Raw genomic sequence first — 26073 nt, forward strand, 5'->3', positions numbered from 1 at the left:
ACGCGAAGGGCTTTAGTTCAGCGCTTGCAGCGCTGAACCTCAGGCCGCAGCGCCGACGGCAAGCGGCTGCGCCTCGGGCCGCTTGATCACCGCGTAGACCACCCCGGTCACCAGACTGCCGGCCAGAATCGCCAGCAGATAAAGCAATGCGTGATTGATGGCGTTGGGAATCAGCAGTACGAACAGCCCGCCATGCGGCGCCAGAAGCTTCGCGCCGAAGGCCATGGACAGCGCACCGGTCAGCGCACCGCCGGCAATGCTGGCCGGGATCACCCGCAGTGGATCCTTGGCAGCGAAGGGAATCGCCCCTTCAGAGATGAAACAGCAGCCCAGCACCAGCGCGGCCTTGCCGGCTTCACGCTCGGTCTGGGCGAACTTGCGACGTGCGATCAGCGTGGCGATGCCCATGCCGATGGGCGGCACCATGCCCGCTGCCATGGTCGCCGCCATCGGCGCGTAGCTCTGCGATGCCAGCAAACCCACCGAAAAGGCATACGCCGCCTTGTTCACCGGCCCGCCGAGGTCGACGCACATCATGGTGCCCAGCAACAGCCCGAGCAGGATGGCGTTTGAGGTGCCCATGGTGTCGAGGAATTCGGTGAGCCCGGCGAGCATCTTCGCTACTGGCGTGCCGACGACGTAGATCATCACCAGTCCGGTCACCAGACTCGCCAGCAGCGGAATGATCAAGATCGGCTTGAGCGATTCGATACTGGCCGGCAATGGAATCCAGCGGCTCACCGCCTTGGCTGCATAACCGGCCACGAAGCCGGCAATGATGCCGCCGATAAAGCCCGCACCCAGGGTGCCCGCCAGCAGACCACCGATCATGCCGGGCGCAAGGCCGGGTCGATCCGCGATGGAATAGGCGATGTAGCCGGCCAGCAGCGGCACCATCAACTGGAAGGCCGTTTCGCCGCCGATCTTCATCAAGGCGGCTGCTAGTGTGCCCTCTTCCTTGAACGCCTCGATGCCAAAGACGAACGACAGCGCGATCAGCAAGCCGCCGGCCACAACCATCGGCAGCATGTAGGACACGCCAGTGAGCAGGTGCTTGTAGACACCGGTCTTCTCACCTTTCTGCTCACCACTTGCGCTCGCGGCCGCCACACCACCGCTGAGCACCGCGCCTTCCTCCAGCGCGCGATCCAGGGTGGCGTCGGGTTGTTTAAGGGCCACGCCAGTGCCGCAGCGGAACACCCGCTTGCCAGCGAAGCGAGCCACATCCACCTCGATGTCCGCAGCCAGCAACACCACATCGGCCTCTTCGATGGCCTGTGCTTCGAGCACGTTGCGCGCACCTACCGAACCGCGGGTTTCCACCTGCAGGTCGTAACCCTTGCGGATGGCGGCTTGTTGCAAGGCTTCGGCGGCCATGAAGGTATGCGCGACACCGGTCGGGCAGGCGGTGATGGCGACAAGTTTGGGCTTGCCGCTGGTATGCGCGGCATCCGCTTCGTCGTTCTGTTGCAGCTCGCTCGCCGCGTCAGCCGCGCTACGCAGGAAGCCTTCTGGATCGAGCAGCGCTTCGGACGGCGTCGATTGCGCTACACGCTTGCCGACGAAGCGTTGAAGCGACAGCGGCCCCGTTTTCACCACGACCACGAGATCGGCATTGGCGATCTGCGCGGGCGTCAGCGGTGAGCCAATGGCCTTGGGATCGTGGACTTCGACGGCCGTCGACCAACCTATTCGATGGGCAGCCGCTTCGAGCAGGCGTGACGTCAGCACGCTGGTGACCATTCCGTTGGGGCAGGTCGTGACGATGAGAAGATTCATTCCTTCACCTCTTGTTCGATTTATTGGCTCAGCGGCTGGAGACGCACTGCGGCCTGGAGTTCGGCCAGTTGCGCCGTGTCGGTGATGCCGAAGCCGACCTGCCCGACCGCCTGCGCGGCGATGGCAGTGGCATGTGCGAGCGTGCGTTCTGCCGGCCAGCCTTCGAGCAAACCGTGGAGCATCCCGGCCAGCAGTGAGTCGCCTGCGCCGACGGTGCTGACGACCTGAACCTTGGGCGGATTGGCATGCAGCGCCGCGCTCGGCGAGAACCAGCTGACACCATTGGCGCCCTGCGAAATCACTACGTGCTCGATGCCCTCGATCTGCAGCCTCCAGGCCTCACGAGCCAGCGCCTCGGGTTCGGCCAGCTCGATGCCACGCGCTTCGGCGAGCTCTTCCTCGTTGGGTTTGATCAGCCAGGGCGCGGTCGCCAGGCCGGCACGCAGCGCTGCACCGCTGGTATCCAGCGCCACTCGCGCTCCGGTTTGTTTGAGTAGGTTTAGCAGCTCGACGAACCACTGGTTATCCACACCACGCGGCAGGCTGCCTGCCACCACGACCAGCTCATGGGTTGGCGCCAGCCGCTTGATGCGCTCCAGCAGTTCGCTACGGTGTGCATCGCTGACTGCCAGTCCCGGCCCGTTGATGTCGGTGACCTGGCCCCCGGCTTCGGCCAGCTTGATGTTGCTGCGGGTTTCACCGGCGACGCGGACAAATTCGTCGGCAAAGCCCCGCGCGGCGAACAGCTGCTCGAAGGCTTGCGGATTGCCTTCGCCGAGAAAGCCGGTGACGGTCAGCTGATGGCCGAGATCGGCCAGCACTTGGGCCACATTGAGGCCCTTGCCGGCAGCGTGGATCTCTAGGCTGTCGCTGCGGTTGACCTCGCCCACGCGCAGCGACGGCAGCCGCACGGTCAGATCCAGCGCCGGGTTCAGCGTGACGGTCAGGACACGAGCCATCAGCAATGCTCCCCGACGAAGGCGCGCACTTCATGAGCACCTGGCAACATCAGCGCCTGCTTGGCCAGCTGCTGGCAGGCGGCGAAGTCCAGCTCGCGCACCCTCGCTTTCACCAGGGCGATGCTGCGCGCCGAAACGCTCAGTTCGTCCACGCCCAGGCCCACCAGCATCGGCACCGCCAGCGCATCAGCAGCCAGTTCGCCGCAGACGCCAACCCACTTGCCATGTGCGTGGGCGGCCTCGACGGTCATGCCGATCAGGCGCAACACAGCCGGATGCAGCCCGTCCGCCTGACCGGAGAGCGTCGGATGGCCGCGGTCGATGGCCAGGGTGTATTGCGTCAGGTCGTTGGTGCCGATGCTGAAGAAGTCGACTTCCTTCGCCAGCACCGGCGCGATCAGCGCGGCGGACGGAATTTCGATCATGATGCCGACCTGCAGATCGGCCACCGGTAGCTCCACGCGCAAGCGCTCGACCATGGCCTTGGCGGTGCGCCACTCGTCGATGTTGCCCACCATGGGGAACATGATCCGCAGCGGGCGGCCATCAGCCGAGGCGAGCAAGGCACGCAGCTGGGTTTCGAGGATGTCCGGGCGTTGCAGGCTTAGGCGAATCCCGCGCACGCCGAGGAAGGGGTTTTCCTCGGCTGGCATCGGCCAGTACGGCAGCGGCTTGTCGCCGCCAACATCCAGCGTGCGCACCACCAGCGGGCGCCCGCCGAGCGCCTCCAGTACACGGCGGTATTCGGCTTCCTGAGTCGCCTGATCCGGCGCCTGGGAATGGTTCATGAACACCAGCTCGGTACGCAGCAAACCGATGCCTTCAGCACCCATCGCCACAGCCTCAGGGGTTTCGCCGGCTGCACCGATGTTGGCGGCGATTTCTACCGGATGGCCATCGCGGGTGACTGCCGGCTCCATGCGGCGCTCGTCCGCCAGGCGCTTGCGCTCCTCGCGGGCCGCGCGTTCGCCCCTGGCCTGCTCCAGCTGCGCGTCGGTCGGCGCGACCAGCAGCTCGCCGCGCTCGCCGTCGAGCAACAACAACGTATTGGATGCCAACCCGAGCACGCCAGGACCTGCACCGACGATGGCCGGAATCCCCAACGCGCGGGCGATGATGGCGCTGTGGGATGTAGCGCCACCGCCGGCCGTCAGGATGCCGGCGACGCGCTGGGCGTTGAGCGTGGCAACGTCCGAAGGCGCCACTTCGTCCATCACCAGAATGTAGGGTTCGTCCGGGGCCTGCTCGGCTTCGACGCCGGTCAGGCAGGCCAGCACGCGGCGGCCCACGTCACGCAGGTCGGCGGCGCGCTCGGCCAGCAGTTTGTCGTGGAGGGATTCCTGCTGCTGCGCCGCGCTCTCGATTTCTTCCATCCAGGCCGCTTCGGCGCTCAAGCCCTTCTGCAGCCGCACCTGCACGTCTTCGCGCAGCGCCGGGTCACGCAGCATGGCCTGGTGAGTGGTGAAGATGTCGCGAATGCTGACGACCTGGCTTGCGTCGATCAGCGTGCCGATTTCGGCATGGACCTTGTCCAGCGCAGCGTCCAGACGTTGCAATTCCGCCGCAGGCGATTCGCCGCGCTTGGGATAGTCGATCACCTGCGGCTTGCGCACCAGCACCGGACCGATGGCGATGCCCGGCGAAGCAGCGATGCCGTTTACCTGATCGCCGGCGCGCAGAGCGGCCTGCTCGATGGCCGACTCATTGGGTTGTGTGGCGATGACGGGTTGCTCCGTCTCCCCGGCTGCCGGCAAGGGTTCGACCTCTTCGCCCAGCCCTTCTTCCACCGCGCGCACCAGCGCCGGCAGTGCATCGCTGGCAATGGATGGCTCGGCGATGAACTCCAGCACCTGACCACGATGCGCGCCCATCGCCAGCAGCTTGCTTAGGCTCTTGACCGACACCCCGGCGCTCTCGCTGCCGGCCAGGCGCACGCGAATCTCGCCATCGAAAGCTTGAGCCACTTCGGTCAGCGCCTTGGCCGGGCGTGCATGCAGGCCGTGGGCGTTGGCCAGCGGCACCTGAGCGCTTGGCCAATCTGCCGGTACCTCGCCGCCCAGCGCTTCGAGCACCACGCGGCTGGAAGTCGCCTGGCTCAGCTCCTGGCCGCGCCCTTCGATCAACAGATTGCACAGGCGCTCAAGCATGGCCTGATGCGCTTCGCCCAGGCTGGCCAGCACGAACAGACCATTCAACGGCTGACCCAAATGCTCAAGGTTCGACGTTGGCGTGACGAACGCGAGCCCCGGGCTTTGCACCGACTGCTCGCTACTGAGCCACCAGAGGCCATCGCCCAGCGGCAACGCTTGGCTCATCGGCAGGCTGGCATTGAAGCCTGGCTCCACGCATTGGGCGCGCTTGAGCAATTTGACGCCTTGCCAGGCCAACTCGTCGAAATCATCGGCGGCGACGCCCAGGCCCACCAGTTCGCCGTCCAGCGCCAACGCCTGCGGCGCGCCCTGCAGCAGGTCGATGATGGCTTCGGGGCTTTCGGCCTTCTGCAGCGCCTCGCTCAGATCGCCCTCGCCCAACGCTCGGGTCAGCAGTTGCAGCAGCCGCAGATGTTCATCCGAGCGCGCCGCGATGCCGATGGCAAGGTACACCTGCTGACCATTGCCCCAGTCGACGCCGGCCGGAAAATGCAGCAGCCGCACGCCAGTGGTGAACACCTGATCGCGGGTTTCCGGCGTGCCATGGGGAATCGCAAGGCCCTGACCGAGAAACGTCGAGCCCTGCGCTTCGCGCGCGCGCAGCCCGTCGAGGTAGCCCGGCGCGACCAGTCCGTCGGCGACCAGAACCTCGCCCAGCAGAGCCAGCGCCGCTGGCTTGTCCGCCGCGGCCTGATGCATGTGGATGTGCTGTGCATTCAACTCAAGCATGGAGAACTCCTGCGGGGCTCGCGATTGTTGTGGCCGACGGTTGCGCCGGCATTGCCCGAATCCTGGGCTGGCGCTTCAGACCGACACACTGCTGAAACGTTTCACCTAAGACTGGCACATTACGCAATATTGGGTAATTCTAGAAGCCCGAGTTCATACCACCCGTCTCAGGACCCTCTGTTGAAACTGACCGACATTGCCCGCCTCGCCAACGTTTCGGTAACCACTGCCAGCTACGTGCTCAACGGCAAGGCTGCTCAACGGCGGATCAGCCCGGCCACGGTCGAGCGCGTCATGGCGGTTGTCGAGCAGCAGGGTTTTCAATTGGATCAGCAGGCCGCTGGCCTGCGTCGCGGGCAGTCGCGAACGCTGGGTTTCATCGTTCCGGATCTGGAAAACCCCAGCTATGCGCGCCTTGCCAAGCTGCTCGAACAGCGTGCGCGGCAGCGCGGCTACCAGTTACTGATCGCCGGGACCGACGACGAGCCGGACACCGAGCGTCAGGTCATCCAGCTGTTGCGCTCGCGCCGTTGCGATGCGCTGATCGTCGCCAGCTGCCTATCCGCCGAGGACCAGAGCTATCGAAAGGTGCAAGCAGCTGGCACGCCGGTGATCGCCCTCGACCGTGCGCTGGATGCTGGGCACTTCTGTTCGGTGGTGAGCGATGACTGCGAAGCGGCCGCTCTGCTCACCCGCTCGCTGGCAGTTCCGGCCGCGGCGCATATCGCCCTGATCAGCGCGCGCCCCGCATTGCCCATCAGTCAGCAGCGCGAGGAAGGTTTTCGCCGGGCGCTGTCGCAGCACACAGGGCAGGTCAGCATCCTGCGCGCCGACCAGTTCAGCCGTGCCTGCGGACGCGAGCAGATGCTCACCCTGCTCGACCGCGGCCCGCTGCCCGATGCCCTCATCACCACCGCCTACGTGTTGCTCGAAGGCGTCTTCGATGCGCTGCGCGAGCGCGATCTGCTCTGGCCGGAGCAACTGCGGCTGGCAACCTTTGGTGACGCGCAGTTGCTGGATTTCCTGCCGATCCGGGTCAATGCGATTTCCCAGCAGCACGAGCAGATCGCCGAGCAGGCGTTGGAGCAGGCTATTCGCGCCACCGAGCAAGGCGACTATCGCCCCGGCGTCATCGCGATCGAGCGTGAGCTGAAGATTCGCCGGCTCTGATCAATCTGCCCCTTGCGGGCATTGTTTGGCTGAAGGAAGCTTGCGGCCTATCTGGCGACCGGCCCCGCGAGGAAGCTCGCCTGGCGCGACCTGCACGAGTTGCAGCGATTTTGCAGGAGCCAGCTTGCTGGCGATCGAAGCCGCACGCCAGCCAAGTGCAGCCATAGCCTGAAGAAGCTGATCGCGAGCAAGCTCGCCCCTACGAGACCCTGCCGCGCCAGGCGCGAACGAGCCCTGCTGCCACCTGCTTCCGGCACATGCCCAAAACAACGAGCCCGCTTTTCCACATGAACATCGAACAGATCACCCAACGCCTGCACGCGATCCGCGACCAGAACGACTGGCAGCGCTTTCACAGTCCGAAAAATCTCGCCATGGCCGCCAGCGTGGAAATGGCCGAGCTGGTGGAAATCTTCCAATGGCAGACCGAGGACGAATCGCGCCAGCTCTCGGCCGACAAGCTCGCACACGCGGGCCAGGAAGTCGGTGACATCCTCATGTACCTGTTGCTGATGTGCAGCGAACTGGGCATCGACATGGAACAGGCGCTGCTGGCGAAGCTTGCCGATAACGAACGGCGGTTCGCCCGATGAGCGATCGGCATTTCGATGAGCTGGCGACGCGCTTCGCTGAAAAAATCTACGGCGGCGCCAAGGGCGCGATCCGACTCGCCGTGCTGCAGGCAGACCTGACTGAAATACTCCCAGAACGCCCGCTACGGGTCCTGGACATCGGTGCAGGCCTCGGCCACATGAGCCTGTGGCTGGCGCAGCGGGGCCATCAGGTCACGCTAGCCGAACCCGCCGAACCCATGCTGGAAGGCGCGCGCAAGCAGTTTGCCGAAGCTGGCCAAAACGCAACGTTCATCCGGGCACCCTGGCAGGACGTCGAAAACCACGTCGAGGGCCGGTTCGATCTGGTGATCTGCCATGCGGTACTGGAATGGCTGGCCGAGCCCCAGGCGATCCTGCCGGTGCTGCATCGCCTGGTTGCCGAGGATGGCTGGCTCTCGCTGGCCTTCTATAACCGCGACGCGCTGATCTACCGCAACCTGCTCAAAGGTCATTTCAAGAAATTGCGCAGCCAAACCTATGCCGGCGAGCGCCAGAGCCTGACACCGCAGCAACCGCTCGACCCGCGCGAGCTGGCTGCGCAACTCGCGCCGCGCTGGCGGGTCGAATCAACCAGCGGCGTGCGCGTCTTCCATGACTACATGCCCGCCGATTTCCAGGCCCGCACCGAGCCTGCCGACCTCATCGAGATGGAACTGGCCTACCGCCGCCATCCCGCATTCGCCGGGCTCGGGCGTTACCTGCACTGGTTGTGTCGGCCGCTTTGAGCCGACCGGGAGGTACCAATGTCGATCCGCCCTGCACTGCCGCTGCTCTGTTCGCTGCTCGGCTTGAGCCTCGCGGCTTGCCAGAGCAGCAACCCGTACACCAACGAGTCCGCGCCGATCCCTCCAGCCCCGCCTATCGAACGTATCCAGTCGCCGACGTACCCGGCGGCACCGCAGGATTTTTCCAGCTACCAGAACTGGAGCTGGCGCAACCCACCGGCTGGCACGGCTTCGCTGGGCACCGAAGAGCTGCAGGAAATGATCTCCGGCGCGCTCGACCAGCGCGGCTTGCGGCCTGCGCCAACAGGCGCAAAGGGCGACGTGCAAATCAGCGCCAGCGCGCAGATGGAGACGCGCGTGCGTCAGGTCTATGATGATTACGGGCCACGAGTGGGCGTCGGTGCCGGTCGCTATGGCGGCTACGGGCCGGGGTTCAACTCCGGCTACGGGATCGGCGGTAGCGCTCCGGTGGTGCGCAACTATGAAGAGGAAGTGATGACGGTGCGCATCGAGATGATCGACAGCGCCTCCGGCCAGACTGTGTGGAGCAATCGCGCCGAGGCCCGCAGTGGCGGCGATCAGGCCGAGCGCAAGGACGCCGCGCGAGCCGCCGTGAACCGTGCGCTTGCTGATTATCCACCGCGCTGAGCGCACGCACTTAATGCAAGGAGAACACCGATGTTCCGTTCATTGCTGATCCTGCCTCTGCTGCTGATGCTGGCCGCCTGTCAGAGCACCCAGGTGCAACGCGATTTCGACCCGCAGCGTGATTTTTCCGCCTATCGGACCTGGAGTTGGAAGGAGCCCGCCCTGCAGTACCGACCAGACGATCCCCGCATCAAAAGCGACCTGACCGAGCAACGCATCCGCAGCGCCGTCAGCGAGCAGCTGGACCAACGCGGCCTACGCCAGGCCCAGTCGGGCGCACAACCGGATCTCATGGTGCAGGCCTGGTTTCTCGTCGATGAGCGCAGCCAGCAATACACCACCTCATCGATCAGTGGCTGGGGCGGCCCATGGCACGGTTTCTGGGGCGGGCCGGTAATGACTGACACCCGCACCATTCACTATCAGGTCGGCACCTTACAGCTGGATATGTACGACGCTGACGACGGCAAACTGGTCTGGCGCGGCAGTGCCGAACAGGTTCTGCGCGACGACCCGGGGAGTCCTCAGGAGCGGGCCGGGATGTTTCGTGAAACCGTCAATAAGGTTCTTTCGCTATACCCGCCGCGCTAGCATTGTCGGCTCGCTCTGAATTACGCCCGCCGCCTCGGCGGGCTTTCTTTTTCTCTGGAGGAAATCAGCATGCCCGTCGCAGCCTGGTGGCTACTCGTTCTGCCTTTTATCGCCGGGGCTTTCCTGCCGCTACAGGCCGGCATCAACGGGCAGGTGGCCAAGCACTTTGGCAGCGTCATGAGCGCCGCGATGCTGTCCTTCGCAGTGGGCACCGTGGCGCTGATCTGCGTGGTGCTGTTCCAGCGGGACATGCCGGGCATCCAGGCACTGCGGGCGCTGAACTGGTATCACTGGTGTGCTGGATTGCTGGGAATGTTCTTCATTGCCACCGCCGCCTTCGCCGGCCCGCGTATCGGTGCGCTGCTGTTCATGGCCTTGGTATTAGCCGGCCAGCTGGGGATGGCGCTGCTGCTCGATCACTTCGGCTGGGCGGGCTTTCGCCAGTCGTCGATCAGCCTGGGCAAGCTAGGGGGGTTGCTGCTGATTTTCGCAGGCGTCTGGATGATCCGCCGCGGCTGACCCAGGTTCGGCTACTTGCGCTCGAAGGCGTAGAACAGATTGGGTTCGCTGACCAGATACAGATCGCCACGCTCGTCAAAGGTCATGCCTTCGGCCTGAGGCACGCTCTTGTCGAGACCGGCAAAGCCGCTCCACAACGAGCGGAAGCTGACCAGCTCACCCTCACCGTCGAGCTCAAGCATCATTTTCGCTTCATCGCTGAGCAGTACCAGATGACCGGTGCGCTCGTCGTAGTGCACCGAGGCAAGGTCGCTGGCCATGTCCTTGTCCTCGATCCACGCCTCACGATCGATGACCTTGAGGTTCAGTTGCCCGCTGAGGCTGGCCTTGATGCCCTGGATCTCATAGAGCTTGCGTGGTGAGTGTTCTTTCACCGCAAACAGTCGATCACCCGCGCGGTCGTAGCCCAACCCCTCGAAACCCGAGTTGTCCGATGCGCCCATGGACAGCGAGACTGCCGCGTAATCCTCACGCACCAGCTCACCGGGCTGCGAGGGAACCGGGAGGATCACGATCGTTTGGCTGCGCTCCTCGGCAACTGCCAGCAGGTTGTCGCCCAGGTAGGTAACGGCCTCGACGTCGATGAACCCCTTCAAGGGATAGCGAGCGATGAATTCACCGTTGAGATCCATCGCGACGAGCTCCTCCGGGTTGTTCACCACGGCCCAGAGCTGATTGCGCTGCTCATCGAAGGTCAAGCCGGAAAGGTTGTTACCGACGGTCGCCACCGGCTTAGCCTCGACACGCACCTGGTACTCGGGCAACCAGAGGCTGCGGGTCTGGAGACTGCTCTCCTGCCAAGCCGATTGCAGCGAATAGAACACCCGCTCATCGAGGTGAAAGGTGGCAGCAGTGTGCAGCAGACCTGCAGCCAGCATTCCCAACGCCCAGACCTGCGGGCGAACCTCAGGCAACCAACGCGGGCGGGTACTGGTAACTATCGGCATCATCTTTTCTCGTTAGGCCGCTACTGGCGAGATAGCCTGATCGCGAAGGGTTGCATTTGCGTGACGGTGCACGCGATGGCGCCGATCAGCCTGCTACTGACCCATCGCCGTGGCTGCGGTTCAATCGCAACGCCGGGAACTGCCAGACGGATTGGCAGCCCAATGGACCAGGGAACGGCTGCGCTTGCGGCCGCGGATCGTTTGGCAGGAGTGCAGCATGCAGGTGGAAAGCTTTTTCGAATGGTTGGGCCAGGCGCTCGGCACCGTGATTCGTTACATCGTCGATGCGCTCAGCGGCTTTTTCGGGCTGTTCGCCGATGCCGGCGCCAACTTTCTCGAGGGTCTGTCGCGGACTCTCGGCATGGATCGTTCACTGATCAGCCTCATTGCACTGGCCATCGGCCTGATGTTGCTGGTCGGCGCGTTTCGCGCGTTCTTCCGCCGCTCGATCATCGCCGGGGTGATCTATCTGTTCCTCGGGCTCTGGTTGCTGAGCTGGCTAATCCACTGAGCCATTCGTAGCGCCCTACTCCTCCGACAACCCGACCGAGCACGGCACCAGCGCCATCGCTCGGCTGCGCTCCGGACCATCGCGACGTATCATGCCCGGCTGTTCTGGAGCCTTTCATGTCACGGTTATTGACCGCCTGGCAGCACGCCCCCACTCATAAACGGGTCTGGGCGCTGGCTGCGCCGATGATTCTGTCCAACCTCTCCGTGCCACTGGTGGCGCTGGTCGACAGCGCCGTGATCGGCCACCTGCCGCACGCGCATCAGCTCGCGTCGGTTGCAGTAGGCGGCAGCCTCTACAGCCTGCTGGTCTGGGTGATGGGTTTTCTGCGCATGGGCACCACCGGCTTTGCTGCTCAGGCCGCCGGACGTCAGGACGGTGGCGCGCTGCGTCAGGTGCTGCTGCAGGGCTTGCTATTGGCGCTGGGCTTTGCGCTGCTGTTGAGCCTGTTTGCGATGCCGCTAAAAGGTTACGCGCTGCAGCTCATGCAGCCCTCTGCCGAACTCGACGCGCTCACCCAAGCCTATTTTCACACCCGCCTGTTCGGCCTGCCCGCCGCACTGGCGAGCATGGCGCTGATTGGCTGGTTTCTCGGCACCCAGAATGCGCGCGCGCCATTGGCGATTCTGCTGACGACAAATCTGATAAACGTTGCGCTGGATCTGTGGTTCGTCATCGGCCTGGAGTGGGGCGTGGCCGGCGCAGCCCGCGCCTCGGTCGTTGCCGAATGGAGCGGTGTGCTGGTCGGCCTGGCGCTGACCCGAGGCGCACTGTTGCGTTACGCCGGACGCCTGGACCGTCAGGCGCTGCGCCTGTGGGCCAGTTGGCGTCCACTGATGTCCGTCAACCGCGACATTTTCCTTCGTTCGCTGGCGCTGCAGCTGGTGTTCTTCCTGGTCACGGTCCAAGGGACGCGGCTGGGTGACGCCACGGTAGCGGCCAATGCCCTGCTGCTGAACGGTTTGATGCTCACGGCGCATGCACTCGACGGTCTCGCCCACGCGGTCGAAGCATTGAGCGGGCATGCGATCGGCGCCCAGAGCCGCACCGAGCTGCGACGGATTCTGACTGTTGCTGGCGGCTGGTCATTGCTGGCGAGTCTGGCCTTCGGGCTGTTCTTCCTGCTGGGCGGCGAGCTGTTCGTCAGCCTGCAGACCGACATCCCTTCGGTGCGTGAAACCGCCGCTGTCTATTTGCCCTATCTCGCCGCGCTGCCCCTGGTCGCCGTCTGGAGCTATTTGCTGGACGGCTTGTTCATCGGAGCCACCCGTGCGCGGGAAATGCGAAACGCCATGCTGCTTGCCGTTCTGATTTCGCTACCATTGGGCTGGCTGTTGCGTGGGATGGGCAATCACGGCTTGTGGCTGGCCTTTCTCGCCTTCATGCTCCTGCGCGGCGTCTGCCTAGGCAGCATCGCCAGGCGGCTGCAACGCCAGGGGCAATGGTTCGCCTCGACCCATGCGGCGGCAGCTGTCACCGCCACACCGCAGCAACCCTAACCAAAGGACCTTCAGAAAATGGCCTATGCCGTCGCCGCCTACCTGCACTTCGTGGCGATCTTCCTGCTCTTCTCCCTGCTGGTGCTCGAGCACCAGCTGTTCCGCCTGCCGCTGAATTTCAAACGCGCCCGCAGCCTGTTTCGCGTTGATCTGGCCTTCGGCATCGCCGCCGGGTTCGTCCTGGTCACCGGCGCAGCGCGCGCGATGCGCTATGGCAAGGGACTGGACTATTACCTCAACAACAGCTTCTTCCATGCCAAGGTCGGGCTGTTCGTGGTCGTAGCCCTGCTGTCGATCTATCCGACCGTGACCTTTCTGAAATGGCGACCTGCCTTAAAGGTTGGCCAGGTCCCGAGCATCAGCCCGACCAGCGCACGAATGGTCAAGCTGGTGATCCGTATCGAACTGCTCGCCCTGCTGCTGCTTCCTCTGTTGGCGGCACTGATGGCGCGAGGGTTTGGCGTAATTCCGCAGTAAAACGGCGCGCTCCTGGGCCTGGGCAATCCAGGCTTGTGGACTGATCCTGCGCAAAGTCCATCCACAAGGGCTTGCACGCTCTTCGAAAACGATTCCGGACCTCGATTGTCGACTACAGACCGCGGCGCAGCAGTCCATAAGTCCGCATCACCAGACGGAGCCGAGCCGATGACCGATCGCCTGACCGTAACGCCCCTACCCTTCGACCCTGCATACGAACAGGTGCCAGACGACGAAGCCGAGACCATCTCCGGCCTGATCCAGGCCATGCGCGAGATCACCGAGACGACCTTTGCTGACAGTGGCCATGCCGTTCGCAGCGTGCACGCCAAGAGCCACGGCCTGCTGCAGGGTGAAATCGAAGTCCTGCCTGACCTGCCGCCAGAACTGGCCCAGGGGGCTTTTGCGAAGCCTGGGAAGATGCCGGTGGTGATGCGTTACTCGACCAATCCGGGCGACATCCTTGATGACAAGGTTTCCACTCCGCGCGGGCTGGCGATCAAGCTCATCGGCGTTGAAGGCGAACGCCTGCCGAATGCGGGCGGCCAGGTCACCCAGGATTTCGTCATGGTCAACGCGCCGGCGTTCATGGCGCCGACACCCAAGGACTTCCTGAAGTCGGTGAAGTTGATCGCCAAGACTACCGACCGAGCGCCCCGCGCCAAGCAGGCGCTGTCTGCCGCGCTGCGCGGTGCCGAGAGCCTGGTGGAAAAGGCCGGCGGCGAAAGCGCGACGCTCAAAGGCATGGGCGGCCATCCCACCACCAATCTGCTCGGGGAGACCTATTACAGCGTGGTTCCGCTGCTCTATGGCCGCTACTTCGCCAAGCTTTCGGTGGTGCCCGTCTCGCCGGAATTAAAGGCGCTGACCGATCAGAACGTCGACCTCAAGGACAAGCCGAACGGGTTGCGCGAGGCGATCAACGACCATTTCGCTCAGCACGGCGGGACCTGGGAGCTACGTGTGCAGCTGGCCACCGACATCGAGAAGATGCCCATCGAGGACGCCAGCGTGGTCTGGCCGGAAGATGCCAGCCCTTACGTCACGGTTGCGCGGATCAACGTCCAGCCGCAATCGGCCTGGAGCGAAGCCCGCGCAGCGGTGGTGGATGACCAGATGTCCTTCAGCCCCTGGCATGGACTGGCGGCCCATCGTCCGCTCGGCGGCATCATGCGCTCACGCAAGCCGGCCTATGAGATGTCATCCGAGTTCCGCGCTCGTCACAACGGCTGCCCGATGCATGAGCCAAAAACACTGGACCGGCTACCGAGCTGACCCACCGAGCTGTAACGCGCGACGCCCCGGCATGACTGCCGGGGCGTTTTCACATCAGCGCCAGATATTGTTGTTGATCTTGGCTTTCAGTTCCGGGTAGTCCGCGGCCTTGAACGTCGGCACCTCGCCCGCCTTGATCTGCGCCATATAGTCCTTGGTCAGCTTCACCACCGTGCCGGAGAGCAGCGTGATTGCGATCAGGTTGATCGTCGCCATCAGCCCCATGGACGCATCCGCGGCGTTGAACACGGTCGTGACTGCCTCGTAAGCGCCCCAGATCACCATGCCCAAAGCCGCCAGACGCAGCAGGGTCAGCCCGAGCTTGTTGCCGCCGCCGAGGAATATCAGCGCGTTCTCCGCATAGGCGTAGTTGGCAACAATCGAGGTAAAAGCGAAAAACAGAATGGCGATGGCGATGAAGTAGGTCCCTGCCACGCCGATGTGGCTTTCCATTGCCTGCTGGGTGAGCTGCGTGCCGGTTACACCCGAACCGGGCTCAAGAACGCCCGACAGAAGAATCATCACCGCGGTAGCGGTGCAGATGACGATGGTGTCGATGAACACCCCCATCGCCTGCACCAGCCCCTGGGAAGACGGATGATGCGGCGCTGGGGTCGCGGTCGCCGCCACGTTGGGCGCCGACCCCATGCCTGCCTCGTTGGAGAACAAGCCGCGCTTGATGCCATTGAGCATCGCCGCGGTCACCGAGCCGGCGACACCACCGGCGGCTTCTTCGAGGCCAAAGGCGCTACGGACGATGGTCATCAGCACGCCTGGCACCTCGGTGATGTTCATCAGCAACACGATCAGTGCCATCAGCACATACAGGCCCGCCATCAGCGGCACCACCAGCTCGGCGAAGCGCGCGATGGAGCGCAGCCCGCCAAAGATCACCAGCCCAGCGAGGATGGCGATTGCAACGCCAACCCAGAGTTTCGGGACACCAAACGCGCCCTCCATGGCATCGGCAATGGAGTTGGCCTGCACCGCGTTGAACACCAGCCCGAACGAGATGATCAGCGCCACGGAAAACACGCCGCCGGCCCATGGCGCCTTCAAACCCTTGGCAATGTAGAACGCCGGGCCGCCCCGGTACTGACCCTCCCCATCGCGCACCTTGTACAACTGCGCGAGTGAGCTTTCCGCATAGGCCGTCGCCATGCCCACCAACGCCACCATCCACATCCAGAAGATCGCGCCAGCGCCACCCAGATAGAGCGCAACCGCCACGCCCGCCAGGTTACCGGTGCCCACCCGCGATGCGAGGCTGGTGCACAGCGCCTGAAATGGCGATATCCCCGAAGCGTCGCTTTGCCGCGCACCGCGGATGGCCCGTACCATTTCGCCGAAATGGAGAAACTGCAGAAAGCCCAGGCGGATGGTGAAGAACACCCCAACCGCGAGCAGACCGTAAATAAGGACGTAGCCCCAGAAGATGGTGTTGAGAAAGTCGACGATGGGAGTCATGAAGGCGCCTTTTCGTGAGAAACGTAAGGGGTACGGCTTACTCTAGTCGCTACGCTGGGCAGCACCAGCCAGAGCGCGTCGAGCAGCCTGGACGCAAGGTCGGAACCGACTCGCCCGCGAGGGTTCAATCGGAACGGCAAAGCCTGTCATCCAGATTGCGACCGCACTTCCCTGGCCCCCAGTTGCAACTGGCGTTAAGGTCGACACACATCCATCCAGGGACGAATCATGGCCGCCAAGCCCAGCAACACCCGTCAGCAGATCCATCTTGCGGTTCTTATCGACGCCGATAACGCCCCCGCCGCGATTGTCGAAGGCCTGTTCGAGGAAATCGCCAAATACGGCGTCGCCAGCGTCAAGCGCATCTACGGCGACTGGACCAAGCCCAACCTCGGCAGCTGGAAGAAGGTACTGCTCGACTATTCGATCCAGCCGATCCAGCAGTTCGCCTACACCTCCGGCAAGAACGCCACCGACAGCTCGTTGATCATCGACGCGATGGACCTGCTCTACACGCGCCGCTTCGACGGCTTCTGCCTGGTCTCGAGCGACAGCGACTTCACGCGTCTGGCCGCACGCATCCGCGAAGAAGGCCTGACCGTCTACGGCTTTGGCGAACAAAAAACCCCGTCGCCCTTCGTTTCAGCCTGCGACAAGTTCATCTACACCGAAATTCTTCGCGCCGACGCACCCAAGACCTCGCAGGAACCCCCAAGCAATGGGGACAAGACGCCCGCGCCGGAGCCTGCAGAAAAGTCCGAAGACGATGCCAAAACCGCCGAGAAAGGCGGCCAGGTCAAAGCGCAAAAGGCTCCGGTGGAGTTCATCGCCAAGGTTCTTAGCGACATTGCCGATGACGAGGATGACTGGGTGCAGCTCGGCGAGCTTGGCTCCAACATCAGCAAACTCCGTCCCGCTTTCGATCCGCGTCTGTATGGCTTCAAGAAGCTCAGCGACCTGATCAAATCGCATTCCAAGCGATTCGAGCTGGAGGCCAGAGGCACCACCTCCACGGGCGGGAAAGCGCTTTATGCTCGCAATCTGAAGCCACAGAAGTAGCGCTCAACCGCAGGATGCGAAGCAACGGACAAGCAAATCGGAGAGCAGACCGAACCCTCACCCCTCGAACCCTTCTAAGCAGTCATCGACTCGAGGAGGTTTCCATGACCAAGGCACTGCTCACGACCCTAGGCTTAGCCCTTTGCGCACCTGTTGCGCTTGCCCAGACACCCAAGCCCGAAGTGATCACCCACCTGAACGGCCTGGATATCGAAGTCAGCGCCATGGGCGTGCCGACCTCAACCACCGAGGCGGGTGGCGAGCTGGTCGGAATACGCGCCGTGAAGGTGAGGAACAATACCGGTGACACCGTGACCTGCGAATTCCACGTGCCCGACGATGCACGTGCCGACACCTCCGCCCCGCCCGTTTTCACCGTGAGCCCCAACACTCAGCGGGTAGAGCGGGTGCCAGGCGAGTACTCGCCGGACCAGCCTTTCGCCGAGCTGACCTGCCGTGGCGCCTCGCAAAGCATCGGAACGCCAACAGTCGTACCGTCCAGCGAGCCTGAAGCCGAGCCCACTGACGACACCCAACCCCATACCGAATCCTCGACGATGACCGGTACCGAAACGCCAGCCGACTCGACTCGGTCCCGCGAGGGCGAGAGCCGGGGTCGCTGATCCCTAAGCGGCGCTGGACGACGCGCGTGAGATGACGCTGGCGCATCGTCTCGGCAAATCAATGGCGCCCGTGGCGGACGTTGTGGCAACGCGAGGTTAATGAACAGGTCATACGCAGGAAACGCCAGCCTCGCACCTGCCCTGTGGGAGGCGCGCCCCGCGGCGAATGCAGGCCGCAGGCCTGCCCAAGCAAAAGCCAAACCTCACAACCATCCAGCCCTTCTCCTGAAGCGCCTCGCAAACCAACGCAACCGCAGCGCAACGATGCGCACCGGGATCTGGAGTGCGAAGCTCTCCGACCTTTCTGCTCGAACTCTTCCGTCCCGGTCGGCCGGGCTCGCTCCGTGCTAAAGCAGACCTCATGCCGGCTCGACAGGAACTGCTCGGCAATGCCGCAAGCCCTGAGCGGCGCCAGCAACGACTCATCAAACCCCTAAAGCGACACAATTCAGCGAACCAGCTGCAGCTCAATTGATAATAGTTATCAACATCTATAGCATCTGCGCCCCTCCGCTCGAAGCCTTCAAAAGGAACTGCCCCAATGCGTCGACTTCTCGTGCCTGTGCTGTCGCTACAGGCGCTCGCCGCCACCGCCTACGCTGCCGAACAAACGGGATCTGCCGGGGCCCCCATCGCCCTCGAACAAATGGAGATTACCGCCCCGCAAGCCGAGCGCGCCGACGGCCCAGTGGACGGCTATCGCGCTACGCGCTCGGCCAGCGCAACGCGTACCGACACGCCCATCCATGAAATCCCGCAGTCAATCAGCGTCGTCCCCGGGCAGGTGGTAGAAGACATCGGTGCCACCCGTCTCGAAGATGCATTGGACTATGCCGGCGGCGTCGAGCGCGGCAACAACTTCGGCGGCCAGGGCCTGACCGAATTCTTGGTACGCGGCTTCAGCTCCCAGGAGTTCTACCGCAACGGCTTCGCCATCAACCGCGGCTACCCCAACATGCCGGACGCCGCCACTATCGAGCGAATCGAGGTCCTGCGTGGCCCGGCCTCAATGCTGTATGGCCGTGGCGACCCGGGCGGCACCTTCAACATCGTCAGCAAGCAACCGCAGGCCAAGCAGCGGACCGTGCTGGGCACTCAATTCAACACCGAGGGGCTGCGCCGCGGCACGCTGGACACCACCGGCGCACTGGACGAGCAGGCCGAATTCACCTATCGCCTCAACCTGGTGGCCGAAGGCGCTGACAGCTTTCGCGATCATGTCGAAAGCGAACGCTACAACGTTGCCCCAGTGCTGCGCTGGGACCTCAGCGACGCCACCGCGATCATTCTGGAAGGTGACTACCTCCACAACCGTCACCCGCTCGACCGCGGCGTGACGCGCTACGCCGGCCAGCAAGGCCAGCTGCCACGTGATCGCTTCCTCGGGGAAGAAAGCGCCGGCAAGTTCACGAACGAAAACGCCATGACTCAGCTGCGAATCGAGCACCTGCTGGATGACCAATGGACCCTGCGCGGCGGCGTGCAATACCTCGACGGCAGCCTGGACGGTGGCGCCGTGGAGAACAATGGCCTGGCCGCTGACGGCCGCACCGTGGGCCGCAATTACAGCGAGCGACGGCTGGAATGGAACGATACGGCCATTCAGGCCAACCTCGAAGGCCGCTTCAGCGCTCTGGGCTTCATGCATACCCTGCTGACCGGCATCGAGTACGACGACTTTAACTACAACTCCCGCATCGACCGTTCCGCAGGTGGCGTAGGCTCTTTCCCGATCGACATGTACGAGCCGGTCTATGGCCAGCCGCTGCCCCCCATTCTCGGCCCCAACTACTGGGACGACGAAGACCTGAAGTCCTATGCCTTCTATATGCAGGATCAGGTCGAGCTGACCGACCGTTTCACCCTGCAGCTGGGTGCCCGCCTGGAACGTTTCGAGCAGAACTACACCAACAAGCTGTCGGCTGCTGGTAGCTGGGATCAGGCGCATAACGCCGTCTCGCCGCGCATCGGTGCAATCTACGACGTGACCGAAGCGCTGGCCGTATACGGCAACGCCTCCCGCTCATTCAAGCCCAACCGGGGCGCCGACCGCAGCAGCCAGGCGTTCGACCCGGAAGAAGGTGTCGCCTACGAGACTGGCATCAAGTACGACCTGCCCGAACACAACTTGAGCGTGACGGCCGCACTGTTCCACATCACCAAGGAAAACGTGCTGACGGCTGATCCGGCAAACGTTGGCTCCCAGGCCTTCCAGGTGGCTGCAGGCGAGGTCCGCAGCCGCGGCTTCGACCTCAGCGTTGCCGGCAATATCACCCCGCAATGGCGCGTGATCGGCGGCTATGCCTACGTTGACGCTGAAGTCACCGAAAGCAACAGCGCCGCCGTGCCGGTGGGCAGCCGCCTGGCCAACGTGCCAGAGCATAGCTTCAACCTGCTCGACACCTACGAGTTCGACAACGGTGCGCTGGACGGGCTGGGCCTTGGGGTTGGCGTGAAGTACGTCAGTTCACGCAAGGGCAGCACCTCGAACACTGCCTACGACATGGGCGCCTACACCGTGGTCGATCTGCTGGCCTACTACCCGCTCACCGACCGCATTCGCCTCAACCTCAACCTCGACAACGTCTTCGACGAGGAATACGAAGAGCGCGCCTGGAACATCTGGGCCTACCCGGGCGCTCCGCGCACCCTGCAGGCCGGGGTATCAATCGAGCTGTAACAACGCCTCGCCGAAATATCGGGACGTGGATCAAGCACGTCCCGAGAGGGCCGCGTCACGACACATTGAACCACCCCGGAAATTCCGAAAGCTCTTTGGCGTGAGTGATGCAGCTTGGGCGGACTCGGTCAGTTGCTGATAGGAGTTCACTTCGGCTGATGCCGGCGGAACGTTCCCGCTGGGCTCTAATCGTCCTCCGGGATTAGAGAGGTCCAACCATTTCGGCGTTGCTAGCTCCACGGCCTCCCGCTCTGCCACGCATGGCGATGGCTCACCTCGACCTTTTGAAGCCATAGATGGTTTCGACCAGCACTGTCACAGGAATCGACGCTACGTACTGAGAGCCCAACGCCAGCCTCAGCAGGCGTTGGGCATAGTCTAAACAACGCGCACTGAACGCCGCGGTCATTGATGGATCAGCTGCCGGATCTCGTTGGCCTGGCGCCGCTCACGTATTTCTCGCTCCAGGGTCTCCGCTCGCGTTCGCTGCTGGTCTAGCGTTCACGCTTACCGCTATCACGCTAGACGCACTCAGCTGCGCACCGTTTCGGCAGTAAGAACCGATCTTGGCGGAGATAGAGCATCGCTTCACGCTTCGACTCATGGTGGTCTTGATGCTCCAGTACTGGTCGAACCGCTCGCTCATGGACTTCTTGGGAATGCTTCGTCGTTGTGTTCATGGCCCTACCCTGTCAAGAGTCAGAGCCTCTGGGAAAGCAGGGGCGGTTCAGCTTCCTTAGATGTGATCAGCACATTTTAAAAGGTTGCCGGGACGTGCCTTTGCGCAGGAGCGCCAGTCTCAGGTCGAAGCCAAGCGGCAGCATCATTGCCAAGCTTTCGTTGTAGGTGAGGGGCAAGCTGCGATTGGCCTTTTTGCGGTCCTTGAAAACGCACAGCGTATAGCCGGACATGTTTAGAACATTGCGTCGCGCATAGCCGTCCAGCCACGAACCGTTGAAATGGTGAATGGTGAAGTTTTTTTTGTGCGGCGCAGGCGTGCAAAAGTAATGAACCGGATAGATAAACGAGTAACTATCTAACGCGGTTGGCTCATCGGTCTTATAGGGCTTTTTCAGGCCGAACCTGCGCGCGTAATACAGCGTCATGCGTTTGGTATTGGCCGTAAGGTCGAGATTTCCGTTGCGGTCCACTAGACTCAGCGACGCATACTCGGCTAGCAGATCACCAATAATTGCGTTATTAGGAACCGCGCCGATGAACGCCGACATCGGATATCGGTTGCCCTGATACTCCTCGAAGCCAGCAACAAAGTCATGTTCGCGGAACGGCTCTATATCGGCTGTGACTTCTAGATCGGAGTCGAAGTAAAAGCCGCCATAGCGGTGCAGTGCGTACAACCTCATGTAGTCCGATGCGAACGCCCACTTGCGGTGTTCCAGCGCCTGACGGACATAGGGAATGTCGATTCCGTCGATTTGCGAGTTGCCCCATTCCTTGATTTCGTAGTCCGGCAGATATTTTTTCCAGCTCTCGATGCAGCGCAGAAGCAGCTCATTCTTCGGCGCATCGCCGATCCAAACGTAATGAATGATCTTTGGAATCATATTCGCCTCCTTCATGCATTAGAAAGATCGCCCGCGCCCTTAGCGCGAGTAGAAGTACGAGGAAACATGAGACGTTCGCTCAAGCTTGATCTGAGGCGAGATGGCTTTTCGCAGACTTGCCCTGCGCATCCAGCAGCGTACGGAACAATTCTCCCTTCTGCTCCCACAGGCAATGCTTCTGAATATTCTCCAGTCCCGCCTGTGCGTAAGCTCTAAGCAATTGCGGCGCATCCATCAGCTCAAGTATGGCGCGTGCAAACTCTTTAACCGCCTCGTTATAGGAGTGCGCATCGATCAACCGTCCGCCCCCGTTTTGCAGGATTTCTCGGGGGCCCTGGTGATTGAGCGCTATAGCTGGCAGGCCGCTGGCCAGCGATTCGAGCAGCACGTTACCGGAGGTATCCTGAACGCTGGTGAAGACGAAAAGGTCGGCGCCCTCGTAGAGCGGCTGGACTTCGGCGAAAGGCAACGCGCCGAGCAACTCGACTTTGCCGGCCAACCCTAGTGCAGCTACTTCCACCTGAGTCTTCTGCGCATCCGGCCCAGTACCGAGTACCTTGATCCGCAATCGCTCGTAAGCCTGAGGCTGATCTGCCTTGATCTGTGCGATGGCGTCGAGCAACAGCTTGAGAGCCTTGCGGGGCTCCAGCCGACCGACCCAGAGCAATGTGAAACTTTCCTTCGGCTCCTGCGCCGCAGGGCTAGCGGTTACGCCGCTCACCGCTGTTTCAAGCGTCTTGATGCATTTGCGGTGCGCGAAGCGAGGCAGCATCTCGAGGGTGTCCTGGTTGGCCACCAGGATTGACGATGAGCAGTACGATGCTAGGCAGATATACGGGTTGAACCGCAACGTGCGTTTCATCAGCGTGCGCCAGCGCTGCTTGATCCAACCCCGCCCATAAAGCGGTTTCGCCCAGGCAGGTGGTATCTGACCACCTCCCACTGGCCCCCAAATGAACCGCGTTCCAGGTACCAGCCATAGCAACCCAGGCATATCCACCACGTTGTAAGTGCACTGTTGTATCACCGCGAGCGAACGATGACGCAGCTGGTAGGCCAGCACGACAAACAATGCGGCTACTTGCCAGAACACGTAGTACGGCTTCATCAGGCTGTGGTGGTGAGCCATACCGGCACAGCCGGGCAAATCGAAAGCAACGATATCCAGACGCGCGCGGCTGGTCGGTTCGAGCGCCTCGCGCACTGGCCGCTCATGCATCCGGCGAGTGAGTAGCACGACATTTCCATCGGAGACAGTCAGGATCTGTTTGAGCCAGTTCCAACCTACGTAGGGCTCTGAACCCATGGACGGGTCGCAGGCAAACGCGGAAATCAAAACGCAATCTTTCATGGGCACTTCCTGTACTGACATGCGGACGAGAATTCAGCGGGTGAGCGTTAGGAGAGATGTCAGCCTGGCGACTTCGCAGCATCAACAGTGCGCGAACCGACCCGCACCACTGCGGCATTGGGCGCGCGCTGGTGCCGCAAGGTCCTGCGCGGTATCAGAAGCATCAGTCCGATAATGAAAGCGGCGAAGGCATGCGATAGGCGCGTTGAATCCAGATACGCATTCACCGATAGCGAGAACAGGGTGACAAACAACAGAGCGTAGACGTAATGGTTGGTCGTCTTGTCTAGCCAGATGACGCGCAGGAACACAACGGCAAACAAGGCGTAGACGAAGATCCCAAAGCGAAAGAAGACGTCGAACAAGGAGTTGTGGTTAGACACCTGATGCGCAAGAAATCGTGTATCGAGCAGCGGATGCCAGAAGGCATATTCGAAGCTCACGTCACGATAGGGGCCGCCAAATCCGACCCCGTGAAGGAAGTCGGATATGCCAATCATCGAACTGGCGCCCTTGAGCATCTCCAGGCGGATCTCCGCGTTGTCATCGACATCCGCCATGCTGGAAGACAGATCCAGGCCCATCAGAAAGAAACCCGCCACTGGCGTCAGCAGGATCACACCCACGACAACCGCCTTGAGCACCGGCTTCGGCGGTTTCAGGAGGCAACAGCCGGCAACCAGCAGAGCGATGCCCAAAGGCGTTGTGCGGGTCGAGATGAGAAACATCAGCACCAGATAAGCCAGCAGTATCGCCAACATCAAGCCGCGCTGGCGCGCCTGGAGCGCCAGGCGAATCAGCATGAAGGCTTCCAATACGCCAACTTCGTAGGTGTAGCCGACCTTGACCTGAACAACAAGGTAAACGACGCACAGCAGCAGATAGTGGAACAGCGGCAGATTGGTGATGAAATTCAGCAGATCATCGCGACAGACGTAGAAGAAACGCAGGCTGAACAGGAACACATAGTAGGACGAGATCTGCGGCGCGATGAAGCTGCGCTCATAGCCGTCCACCGTCAGCCAGGAATAGGCCGTGATGCTGAGCAGACCGAGCAACAGCCAGTCAACCAGCGACAAACGCCTGTTGATAACCACGGAAAGCAACAAAAGTAATAGAGAGATCCGCAACGCGATCACGGAATCAATGAACCCGATCGGGTACAGCGCTACCAGGTAGCCGAGCTTCTTCATCTTGAACGCTCTCAGTCGTGCATCAATGCACCAACATCCGTTTCCGGAAGTGCCATCCAGGGTTTACCGGCTGGTCCGTAGCCAGGTGGCATGCAGACAAGCCAGTGCCGGGGTGCTCAAAGCTTCAGAGCAGCTGCTACGGGCAACGCTTGTCCGGGCCATACGCAGCTTGGTCCTGCCGCGCTGCGCTTCGTTCCGTCGCCATAGCGATATTTTCAACGCGTTTTACCGTTGCTTCAGAAAGCACACCAACAGCCACCGGCGCCCCTAAAACAGCGCCTCGACGAGTTCGGGGATAAGGTGCTCGCCATGCTCACCCACTGAGGTTTGCTGGAACAGGTTGAAGTCACCAAATGCCTGATGCACTACCCAACCGGCGAAATTGTTTGCCTCAGTCTGCGCGCGGATCTTGTGCATGAAGTAGGCGCGTGAAGCGACATCCGGCAGTGCGGGGGTTCCGTTGTAGTTGAACTCGGAAACAACGCCAAATTCCCCGGCGATGATCCGCCTGGGATTGATCCCGCTCGAACCAACCCAACGTTGCAACTCTGTCCAGTCCTCCCAGCGCGCTCCATCGCTCCACCACAGGTGATCGATGATGCGCCCGTAACGGGTGATTTCTTCGACCTTGCGCTCGGGCGTCAGCGTTGTATCCGCTTCTATGCGCGCGCTGACGTCCGCCAGCATCTGCATCTTGCCGCCAGCGTAGCGGGTAATCGGCATCGGAACGTTGTACAGGTGCGGCTGGCTGCCAGTGCCCTGATGAGTGAACTCGCCCGGTGCGTAGGGGTGAAAGGAGAACATGGTGTTGGCATCGTACTGGCTCAGGTTGAAGTGCCCGAGCGCGCCATGCCAGCCGGCTTCCGGTTGTAGAATGATGGTCAGGTTCGGTGCCTTGGAGCGGCAGGCCGAATACCAACCCGGCGCAACGGAGGTGTAATAGCTCGGTGCGAGCTGTTCGCCAGGAGGCTCGTTAAGCATCTCCAGCGCAACCTGCTCTTCCGAGTATGACCTGTTGAGGGCGCCACACAGTGCACCAAGAGCCCTTTCAAAGCGCGCATTTGTCGTCGGCTCGCTGACCACTGCGATGCGCTGCTCCCAGGTAGATGCCCAGGAAACCTGTACCCGGAAGCCGGTTTCTGCCGCGCGGCTGATATAGCCGGTCCAGCGCGACAGGGTGGCCTCCATACTGACCGGCGGGGTCAGAAATTCTTCCAGCGAGATCCAGATCCTCAGGGTGTTGAACCCAGCCTGCTCCAGGGCGTCCAGCCGTGCCTGAGTCAGGCCATAGGCCGGCGCTTCCCAGTTGCTAATCGGCGGACTGACTCCGATTCCCTTGATAGGCCCGCTACGGGTGAATGTAGGTTCACTGGTGTCCGCAACGGCGACCGGTACGTTGATGAGCAGCGAGACCAGGGCGTATGCATATTCTCGGAAAGCCAACATGGTTCGGTTCCTGAGGCGCATTAATAAGAAGTTGGAAACCGTGCTGATGAAAAGAAACTCTGAAAGTGCTGGCGCGTGACCAATCGTCGGAAATTA

The 26073-nt window shown here is 62.3% G+C and carries 21 protein-coding genes and 2 pseudogenes; 13 read left to right on the forward strand and 10 right to left on the reverse strand.

Features of this window, described 5'->3' with window-relative positions:
• Nucleotides 1–39: 39 nt before the first annotated feature.
• The 3 genes from ACQKEK_RS05715 to ptsP are packed head-to-tail and all read right to left on the reverse strand — an operon-like array spanning nt 40 to nt 5617.
• The gene (locus tag ACQKEK_RS05715; RefSeq protein ID WP_499141505.1) at nt 40–1779 is read right to left on the reverse strand and encodes a PTS fructose-like transporter subunit IIB; all 1740 of its coding nucleotides are present in this window, start codon (nt 1777–1779) and stop codon (nt 40–42) included.
• A 20-nt stretch (nt 1780–1799) separates the two neighbouring features.
• Nucleotides 1800–2738 (reverse strand): 1-phosphofructokinase, encoded by a 939-nt coding sequence (gene pfkB / locus ACQKEK_RS05720; protein WP_499141506.1) that lies wholly within the window; start codon nt 2736–2738, stop codon nt 1800–1802.
• Nucleotides 2738–5617, reverse strand: coding sequence for a phosphoenolpyruvate--protein phosphotransferase (ptsP, locus tag ACQKEK_RS05725; protein ID WP_499141507.1), 2880 nt, complete (start codon nt 5615–5617; stop codon nt 2738–2740). The genes pfkB and ptsP overlap by 1 nt, the downstream gene beginning before the upstream one ends.
• 180 nt (nt 5618–5797) lie before the next feature.
• Between ptsP and cra the strand changes: the two genes are divergently transcribed.
• The 6 genes from cra (at nt 5798) to ACQKEK_RS05755 (ending at nt 9884) form a co-directional block, all read left to right on the forward strand.
• A complete protein-coding gene (gene cra, locus ACQKEK_RS05730; RefSeq protein WP_216707193.1) occupies nt 5798–6787 on the forward strand; it encodes a catabolite repressor/activator in 990 nt (329 codons plus the stop codon).
• A 287-nt stretch (nt 6788–7074) separates the two neighbouring features.
• The gene (locus tag ACQKEK_RS05735; RefSeq protein ID WP_046163110.1) at nt 7075–7380 is read left to right on the forward strand and encodes a nucleotide pyrophosphohydrolase; all 306 of its coding nucleotides are present in this window, start codon (nt 7075–7077) and stop codon (nt 7378–7380) included.
• Nucleotides 7377–8126, forward strand: coding sequence for a methyltransferase domain-containing protein (locus ACQKEK_RS05740; RefSeq protein WP_499141508.1), 750 nt, complete (start codon nt 7377–7379; stop codon nt 8124–8126). Before ACQKEK_RS05735 ends, ACQKEK_RS05740 begins: the two co-directional genes overlap by 4 nt.
• A gap of 18 nt (nt 8127–8144) precedes the next feature.
• Nucleotides 8145–8774, forward strand: a complete 630-nt coding sequence (locus ACQKEK_RS05745; protein ID WP_499141509.1) for a DUF4136 domain-containing protein — start codon at nt 8145–8147, stop codon at nt 8772–8774.
• A 30-nt stretch (nt 8775–8804) separates the two neighbouring features.
• Nucleotides 8805–9365: a DUF4136 domain-containing protein gene (locus tag ACQKEK_RS05750; protein WP_499141511.1), complete on the forward strand. Its 561-nt coding sequence runs from the start codon at nt 8805–8807 to the stop codon at nt 9363–9365.
• A gap of 69 nt (nt 9366–9434) precedes the next feature.
• Complete coding sequence (locus ACQKEK_RS05755) at nt 9435–9884, forward strand: DMT family transporter (protein ID WP_499141512.1); 450 nt, start codon at nt 9435–9437, stop codon at nt 9882–9884.
• Between the two features lie 11 nt (nt 9885–9895).
• Here the strand turns inward: ACQKEK_RS05755 and ACQKEK_RS05760 are convergent, their stop codons facing one another.
• A complete protein-coding gene (locus tag ACQKEK_RS05760; protein WP_499142208.1) occupies nt 9896–10831 on the reverse strand; it encodes an SdiA-regulated domain-containing protein in 936 nt (311 codons plus the stop codon).
• A gap of 217 nt (nt 10832–11048) precedes the next feature.
• On the opposite strand from ACQKEK_RS05760, the gene ACQKEK_RS05765 reads away from it, so the two are divergent.
• The 4 genes from ACQKEK_RS05765 to ACQKEK_RS05780 all read left to right on the forward strand — a co-directional run bounded on the left by ACQKEK_RS05765 (nt 11049) and on the right by ACQKEK_RS05780 (nt 14593).
• Entirely contained in the window at nt 11049–11342 is a 294-nt protein-coding gene (locus ACQKEK_RS05765; RefSeq protein WP_045424622.1) for a hypothetical protein, read from the forward strand.
• Nucleotides 11343–11458: 116 nt separating this feature from the next.
• Entirely contained in the window at nt 11459–12841 is a 1383-nt protein-coding gene (locus ACQKEK_RS05770; protein WP_499141514.1) for an MATE family efflux transporter, read from the forward strand.
• Nucleotides 12842–12859: 18 nt separating this feature from the next.
• Nucleotides 12860–13318 (forward strand): DUF2214 family protein, encoded by a 459-nt coding sequence (locus ACQKEK_RS05775; RefSeq protein WP_499141516.1) that lies wholly within the window; start codon nt 12860–12862, stop codon nt 13316–13318.
• Between the two features lie 168 nt (nt 13319–13486).
• Nucleotides 13487–14593 carry a catalase family protein gene (locus tag ACQKEK_RS05780; RefSeq protein WP_499141518.1) on the forward strand — a complete coding sequence of 369 codons (1107 nt, stop codon included), beginning with the start codon at nt 13487–13489 and terminating at the stop codon, nt 14591–14593.
• Between the two features lie 54 nt (nt 14594–14647).
• On the opposite strand, the gene ACQKEK_RS05785 is transcribed toward ACQKEK_RS05780, so the two are convergent.
• Nucleotides 14648–16060 carry an alanine/glycine:cation symporter family protein gene (locus tag ACQKEK_RS05785; protein ID WP_499141520.1) on the reverse strand — a complete coding sequence of 471 codons (1413 nt, stop codon included), beginning with the start codon at nt 16058–16060 and terminating at the stop codon, nt 14648–14650.
• A 228-nt stretch (nt 16061–16288) separates the two neighbouring features.
• On the opposite strand from ACQKEK_RS05785, the gene ACQKEK_RS05790 reads away from it, so the two are divergent.
• From ACQKEK_RS05790 to ACQKEK_RS05800, 3 genes and pseudogenes are all read left to right on the forward strand, one after another.
• Nucleotides 16289–17119: an NYN domain-containing protein gene (locus ACQKEK_RS05790; protein WP_499141522.1), complete on the forward strand. Its 831-nt coding sequence runs from the start codon at nt 16289–16291 to the stop codon at nt 17117–17119.
• Nucleotides 17120–17223: 104 nt separating this feature from the next.
• A pseudogene (locus ACQKEK_RS05795) lies at nt 17224–17592 on the forward strand (hypothetical protein); the annotation flags it as partial.
• A gap of 691 nt (nt 17593–18283) precedes the next feature.
• Complete coding sequence (locus tag ACQKEK_RS05800) at nt 18284–20422, forward strand: TonB-dependent siderophore receptor (protein ID WP_499141523.1); 2139 nt, start codon at nt 18284–18286, stop codon at nt 20420–20422.
• Nucleotides 20423–20981: 559 nt separating this feature from the next.
• Here ACQKEK_RS05800 and ACQKEK_RS05805 read toward each other — a convergent pair.
• The 5 genes and pseudogenes from ACQKEK_RS05805 to ACQKEK_RS05825 form a co-directional block, all read right to left on the reverse strand.
• Nucleotides 20982–21102 (reverse strand): annotated as a pseudogene (locus tag ACQKEK_RS05805) (IS3 family transposase); the annotation flags it as partial.
• A 66-nt stretch (nt 21103–21168) separates the two neighbouring features.
• The gene (locus ACQKEK_RS05810; RefSeq protein ID WP_216707187.1) at nt 21169–21987 is read right to left on the reverse strand and encodes a glycosyltransferase family 32 protein; all 819 of its coding nucleotides are present in this window, start codon (nt 21985–21987) and stop codon (nt 21169–21171) included.
• Nucleotides 21988–22066: 79 nt separating this feature from the next.
• Nucleotides 22067–23338, reverse strand: a complete 1272-nt coding sequence (locus tag ACQKEK_RS05815; protein WP_499141525.1) for a glycosyltransferase family 4 protein — start codon at nt 23336–23338, stop codon at nt 22067–22069.
• Nucleotides 23339–23397: 59 nt separating this feature from the next.
• Nucleotides 23398–24531: an O-antigen ligase family protein gene (locus ACQKEK_RS05820; RefSeq protein ID WP_499141527.1), complete on the reverse strand. Its 1134-nt coding sequence runs from the start codon at nt 24529–24531 to the stop codon at nt 23398–23400.
• A 267-nt stretch (nt 24532–24798) separates the two neighbouring features.
• Nucleotides 24799–25977 carry a cellulase family glycosylhydrolase gene (locus ACQKEK_RS05825; RefSeq protein ID WP_499141529.1) on the reverse strand — a complete coding sequence of 393 codons (1179 nt, stop codon included), beginning with the start codon at nt 25975–25977 and terminating at the stop codon, nt 24799–24801.
• Nucleotides 25978–26073 lie beyond the last annotated feature (96 nt).

This window comes from Pseudomonas sp. NPDC077408 (genome assembly GCF_050269105.1).
Classification (GTDB): domain Bacteria; phylum Pseudomonadota; class Gammaproteobacteria; order Pseudomonadales; family Pseudomonadaceae; genus Stutzerimonas.

What these genes read in the sequence shown, in the direction of transcription:
- ACQKEK_RS05825 (WP_499141529.1), bottom strand. Translation starts at nt 25,977, where the DNA reads ATGTTGGCTTTCCGAGAATATGCATACGCCCTGGTCTCGCTGCTCATC.
- ACQKEK_RS05770 (WP_499141514.1), top strand. Translation starts at nt 11,459, where the DNA reads ATGTCACGGTTATTGACCGCCTGGCAGCACGCCCCCACTCATAAACGG.
- pfkB (WP_499141506.1), bottom strand. Translation starts at nt 2,738, where the DNA reads ATGGCTCGTGTCCTGACCGTCACGCTGAACCCGGCGCTGGATCTGACC.
- ACQKEK_RS05790 (WP_499141522.1), top strand. Translation starts at nt 16,289, where the DNA reads ATGGCCGCCAAGCCCAGCAACACCCGTCAGCAGATCCATCTTGCGGTT.
- ACQKEK_RS05775 (WP_499141516.1), top strand. Translation starts at nt 12,860, where the DNA reads ATGGCCTATGCCGTCGCCGCCTACCTGCACTTCGTGGCGATCTTCCTG.
- ACQKEK_RS05815 (WP_499141525.1), bottom strand. Translation starts at nt 23,338, where the DNA reads ATGAAAGATTGCGTTTTGATTTCCGCGTTTGCCTGCGACCCGTCCATG.
- ACQKEK_RS05740 (WP_499141508.1), top strand. Translation starts at nt 7,377, where the DNA reads ATGAGCGATCGGCATTTCGATGAGCTGGCGACGCGCTTCGCTGAAAAA.
- ACQKEK_RS05735 (WP_046163110.1), top strand. Translation starts at nt 7,075, where the DNA reads ATGAACATCGAACAGATCACCCAACGCCTGCACGCGATCCGCGACCAG.
- ACQKEK_RS05755 (WP_499141512.1), top strand. Translation starts at nt 9,435, where the DNA reads ATGCCCGTCGCAGCCTGGTGGCTACTCGTTCTGCCTTTTATCGCCGGG.
- ACQKEK_RS05820 (WP_499141527.1), bottom strand. Translation starts at nt 24,531, where the DNA reads ATGAAGAAGCTCGGCTACCTGGTAGCGCTGTACCCGATCGGGTTCATT.
- ACQKEK_RS05750 (WP_499141511.1), top strand. Translation starts at nt 8,805, where the DNA reads ATGTTCCGTTCATTGCTGATCCTGCCTCTGCTGCTGATGCTGGCCGCC.
- ACQKEK_RS05810 (WP_216707187.1), bottom strand. Translation starts at nt 21,987, where the DNA reads ATGATTCCAAAGATCATTCATTACGTTTGGATCGGCGATGCGCCGAAG.
- ACQKEK_RS05800 (WP_499141523.1), top strand. Translation starts at nt 18,284, where the DNA reads ATGCGTCGACTTCTCGTGCCTGTGCTGTCGCTACAGGCGCTCGCCGCC.
- ptsP (WP_499141507.1), bottom strand. Translation starts at nt 5,617, where the DNA reads ATGCTTGAGTTGAATGCACAGCACATCCACATGCATCAGGCCGCGGCG.
- ACQKEK_RS05760 (WP_499142208.1), bottom strand. Translation starts at nt 10,831, where the DNA reads ATGCCGATAGTTACCAGTACCCGCCCGCGTTGGTTGCCTGAGGTTCGC.
- ACQKEK_RS05785 (WP_499141520.1), bottom strand. Translation starts at nt 16,060, where the DNA reads ATGACTCCCATCGTCGACTTTCTCAACACCATCTTCTGGGGCTACGTC.
- ACQKEK_RS05745 (WP_499141509.1), top strand. Translation starts at nt 8,145, where the DNA reads ATGTCGATCCGCCCTGCACTGCCGCTGCTCTGTTCGCTGCTCGGCTTG.
- ACQKEK_RS05765 (WP_045424622.1), top strand. Translation starts at nt 11,049, where the DNA reads ATGCAGGTGGAAAGCTTTTTCGAATGGTTGGGCCAGGCGCTCGGCACC.
- ACQKEK_RS05780 (WP_499141518.1), top strand. Translation starts at nt 13,487, where the DNA reads ATGACCGATCGCCTGACCGTAACGCCCCTACCCTTCGACCCTGCATAC.
- ACQKEK_RS05715 (WP_499141505.1), bottom strand. Translation starts at nt 1,779, where the DNA reads ATGAATCTTCTCATCGTCACGACCTGCCCCAACGGAATGGTCACCAGC.